This window comes from Rhizobacter sp. P3_B12, assembly GCF_056402895.1.
Window position 1 is genome coordinate 1 of sequence record NZ_JBFUGN010000555.1, and the last position, 4,070, is coordinate 4,070.

A 4,070-nucleotide genomic window follows, 5' to 3' on the forward strand; every position below is an offset into this window, starting at 1 on the left:
GGTCGGGCCTGTCGCAGAACACCCCGATGGCCAGCGTGCCGCACAACGAGGCCATGTCCCAGTTGGCGTGGGAACCCGGGTGCGCCCCGCTGAGGAACCGCGACGATATGCCGACGAAGACGCTCGTGAGCATCTCCTGGAAGCGCGCCAGGCGCTCGGGCGGCCAGCCGGGGTAGCCGCGCATGATCTCGCCGGCCTGGGCCCATTGGTGGCCCTGCATGCCGGCCAACAGGATGAAGGTGTGGTCGTCATGGGCGGTCGAGCCCTCGGGCACGGTCCCGATCACCTTCAGCGTGTTCGCCCACGCATCCAGTGTTTCCACCGCCTTGTCGGCATAGCGCGTGTCGTCCGACAGCCGCCAGCGCAGCGCGAGGCACCAGGCGCGCTGGATGTCGCGGTACATCGCGAACTTGCTGCTGTCGGCGCGATAGACGCCGGCGAGCGGATTGGGCTTGCCCTCCAGGCTGGCGGCGCGGTCGGCGCACAGCTTGTTCCACCAGCCGGTCCACGGCTGCTGGCCGGCCTTGATGTGCTCGCGGATGCGAGCGAAGTCGTCGTCGGTGACCAGCAGTCCCGGGTGACGGAAGACGCCGCTCACCGAGCCGGGGACGCCCTGGCCACGGGCCTGCGCGGACGGGCCGGTGTCCTCGGCGCCCGCGCCGCAGCCGGACAGCAGCGGGAACATCGGGAGCAGGCCCAGCCCCAGAGAGAGCGCACGCCGTGCGGGATCGGGCAACTGACCGAGGTCGGTGCGTTCCGGGAATGTCTTCGACACGTTCACGTCCTGGTTCTCCCCGTCGAGCTCAGCGGGGAAACGGAGCGGGGTTGGCCAGGTAGGCCTTGGACAGGCGCGCGAACTGGCCGCCGTCGTTCGTGATGTCCGCCGACGTGTCGTCCCCGGGACTGAAGACGATCGCGAATGTGCCGTTGCCCGCGTACTGCGTYGTATGCGTCAGCATGTACTGGACGTGGTTGTCCCGATAGTGCTTCGGCGTTCCGCCGGGCGTCGTCGAGGGCACGCCCATGGGGGTCTGCCAGTACAGGATCGGCAGGCCGCCCAGGTGGCTTCGCACGATGCTCCAATCGTTGATGCCCTGGTTGAAATTCGGTGTGGTGACGTTGTTCTCGTCCAGGTAGAACGGGCCGGGGCCGCGATTCGCACAATTTGGCACGGGGTTCGGGTCTTCAAAGCAACCCGCATCGCGATCGCTCGTCTGCGCCACGATGAAGTCGGCCTTGTCTGCACCGAGTTTGGCCATGAARGYGCCGGTGGCGTTTGGATCCCCCGACCACAACGACGGGGGGAAGCCCATCCTCGCCTTGGGCGCGTACGTCCGCCCGAGCTTCAGCAGGCAACCGACGACGCCGACGGCCGTRTCCGGTTSGCTGGCGCATTCCGGCACCGTGCTCACGCGCGCCGGCAACTTCGCCGGGTCGCCGCCGGGTGCACCGCCCTGGGCGAAGCCCCAGAAGTCAGGCTCGAGGTTGACCAGGGTGGGGCGGTTGGTCTCGGCGATCTTCTGGTACATCAACTTGACTTGCGCCCAGTAGGCGGCCATGAACGGCGCGTCGTTGATGACGGTGACGTCGCCACCCCGCAGGGAAGGCATCTGGAACAGGGTGAACATCGGYACGGCGCCCATGGCCGCGACGTCGTTGGAGAAGACCGTTATGACGCCACCGTCCGGATAGTTGTATTGCCATTGAGGCCATGCGTTACCGCCGCCAGAGTTGAAACCCGYGACCGCCACGAGATAGGTATCGATGATGTCCGGAGYGATCTGCTGGGCCTTCATGTCCGCGAAAGTACTGGCCGCGCCGAGGCCCACGAGGAGCCGGCCGGGCTTGCCGAGGGCTGTCGTGATCGAAGGTGCGGGCGAAGGCGCAGGCGAAGGTCCGGGTGCGGGTGCGGGCGAAGGTGCTGACCCGACCGGTGCTGCAGCGGTGCCCGAATCACGGTCTCCGCCGCAGGCAGACAGCACCATGGCGCACAGCAGTGCGCTTGTCGCCGTGGCGAGTCTGGGGCGTTGGCTTGGCATGCTCATCGTGAAGATCCTGTTGCGTCAAAGTAGGTGCGGCGCGCCCATCTCATTCGACATGAGGTGCCCTCGATTTCTGCCAGTGTGTGAGTCACGATGTCGGGAAAGCTGACGAAACTTGCGGAGTCGACGCATCGAGCGAAGCGCGGATCGCCTCCGGCGGAAGTAATGCCTGGTATTGCCGCTCGAGCTCCATGAACACCGAGTGGGAGGCATCTCCGACCATCAGCCGGGAATCCGTCGCGAAATCGGACAGCCGATCGCCGTTCGGGCCGTCGAGCGGATCCTCCGGACGGGCCAGCACCGCGAGGGCCATCTTCGAACGCAGATCTGCGAGGTGACGGTTCGACCCGTCGGAGGCGATCGAATCCAGCTGGCCCAGCGCAACCGCCAGGACGTCGACAGGTATTCCTGCCAGCGCGGCGAGGCCTTGGGTGGCCAGCGCACGTTCGACGTACCGGAGGTGGCGCAGCACCTTGCGGGCCTGGGGATGCGAATCGAGCAATGCCTTGAGCGCGGCCCGCAACGGCGCCGCTTCGGCGATGGCCGCTTCGCTCAGCGCCTGCGGTTCGGCATCGGGTGGGGCCGCGGCGATGCGGATGTGAAAGTCCCGTCCGTCGCGTTCCAGTTTCAAGTCGCTGAAGAGGATGCGCGCCATGAAGAGAAACGGCCTCAGCAGCGGCCGGAACTGAAGTGGAACCATCGATCGCACACCCGCCGTTGTCATCACATCGGCAGTGTGGGCAGCCTTCGGATCCAATGCATGATCGAAAAATGATCAATGGTTGAACGGTACTGGCACCCGTGAGCATTTCACGGGTTTTCGCGGGACAGATCAGCAAGGCGAGTTGGTCTGCGTGAGCACGCCGAGGCGGTACGGCAGCTTCTCGTAGCTGTCCTTCGCCCCAGGCGTCAGCCCCTGGTAGAGGAAGCGCATGTTGCAGGCGCTGACCTCGACGTTCTGGTCATACCCGGTGCGCAGGATCTCGCCGTGGCTGATGCCCTGGCTCCACTTGCCGGTCGGGAAGCTCACGTTGGCGTCGCCGGCGAACGGGCTGGACTCGCTCGCGGCCAGCGGCGTCCAGGCGCCGCCCAGGCTGCTCGCGGTCCACGAGCGGAAGTACCGGCCGCCGCTGCCGATGGCCTCGACGATGAGCAGGTACTGCCCGGTCTCGCGCACCTTGTAGACCTGGGGTGCTTCGAAGACCTTGTTGCGGTCGGCATCCTGCAGCGCGATCACCGTGTTGCCGAAGCCGTTCGGGAAGTTCGCGAGCGTGGTCTGCGAGCGGTAGATCTGCCCGTTGTCGCCGGCGGAGAACAGGTGGCAGTCGGCTGCATCGCAGGCCACGGCAAAGTCCAGCCAGTTGCCGTTGCCGCCAGCGGTGTTCTGCTGGACGATCTGCGGCACGCTGCCGTAGAAGGTCTTCAGCGCGCTCCACCCACCCGGGTTGCCGATGTCGGGGTTGGTCGAGTAGGCGGCGTTGCCGTTCTGGAACACCAGGTACCACAGCCGCGAAGGCGCGTGGAAGAACACGAACGGCGCTGCCCGGTACCCGCCGCCGATCGCGGTGGAGTCGAGGAAGTAGGGCGTGGCTGCCCCAGCGTTCGACCAATCCGGGAACGAGCGGTACTCCAGGCCCCACCCATTGCCCTTGGCCTGGGTGGAGAACACGTGCCACAGGCCGTTGTAGTACACGACCGACGGATCCTTGATCGCCACTTCCGGGAACTGCGCGGCCGGCTTGGCCACCATCAGCGCTGCGCTCGAGGTCCAGCGGAAGCTGGACGGCAGCGCCACGTTGCCGGTTCCGCCGCCGGGCGGCGGCGTGGTGGCGCCGACGGGCACGAGCGCCCAGGTCTGGTTGCGGCCGCTGTAGTCGGTGTACTGGGTGACGTCGCCGCCATCGGCGGTCGACGCGCCGGCGACTTCGAGCGCCTTGCCCGAATTGCGGTTGATGAAGCGCACCGCGTTGTTGTCGGCGCCGACCAGTTGCCACTGCTGGTTGTTGCCGTCATGGTCGGTGTACTGGT

The 4,070-nt window shown here is 66.6% G+C and carries 4 protein-coding genes; all 4 read right to left on the reverse strand.

Going from position 1 to position 4,070, the window contains the following annotated elements; translation table 11 throughout:
* Window positions 1-775: alginate lyase family protein (locus AC1D01_RS23505; protein ID WP_477870610.1), on the reverse strand; the 775-nt coding region annotated here is incomplete at its 3' end.
* A gap of 28 nt (window positions 776-803) precedes the next feature.
* Complete coding sequence (locus AC1D01_RS23510; RefSeq protein ID WP_477870612.1) at window positions 804-1,829, reverse strand: hypothetical protein; 1,026 nt, start codon at window positions 1,827-1,829, stop codon at window positions 804-806.
* 301 nt (window positions 1,830-2,130) lie between these two features.
* Window positions 2,131-2,799: a hypothetical protein gene (locus AC1D01_RS23515; RefSeq protein ID WP_477870614.1), complete on the reverse strand. Its 669-nt coding sequence runs from the start codon at window positions 2,797-2,799 to the stop codon at window positions 2,131-2,133.
* A 75-nt stretch (window positions 2,800-2,874) separates the two neighbouring features.
* Window positions 2,875-4,070: non-reducing end alpha-L-arabinofuranosidase family hydrolase (locus AC1D01_RS23520; RefSeq protein WP_477870616.1), on the reverse strand; the 1,196-nt coding region annotated here is incomplete at its 5' end.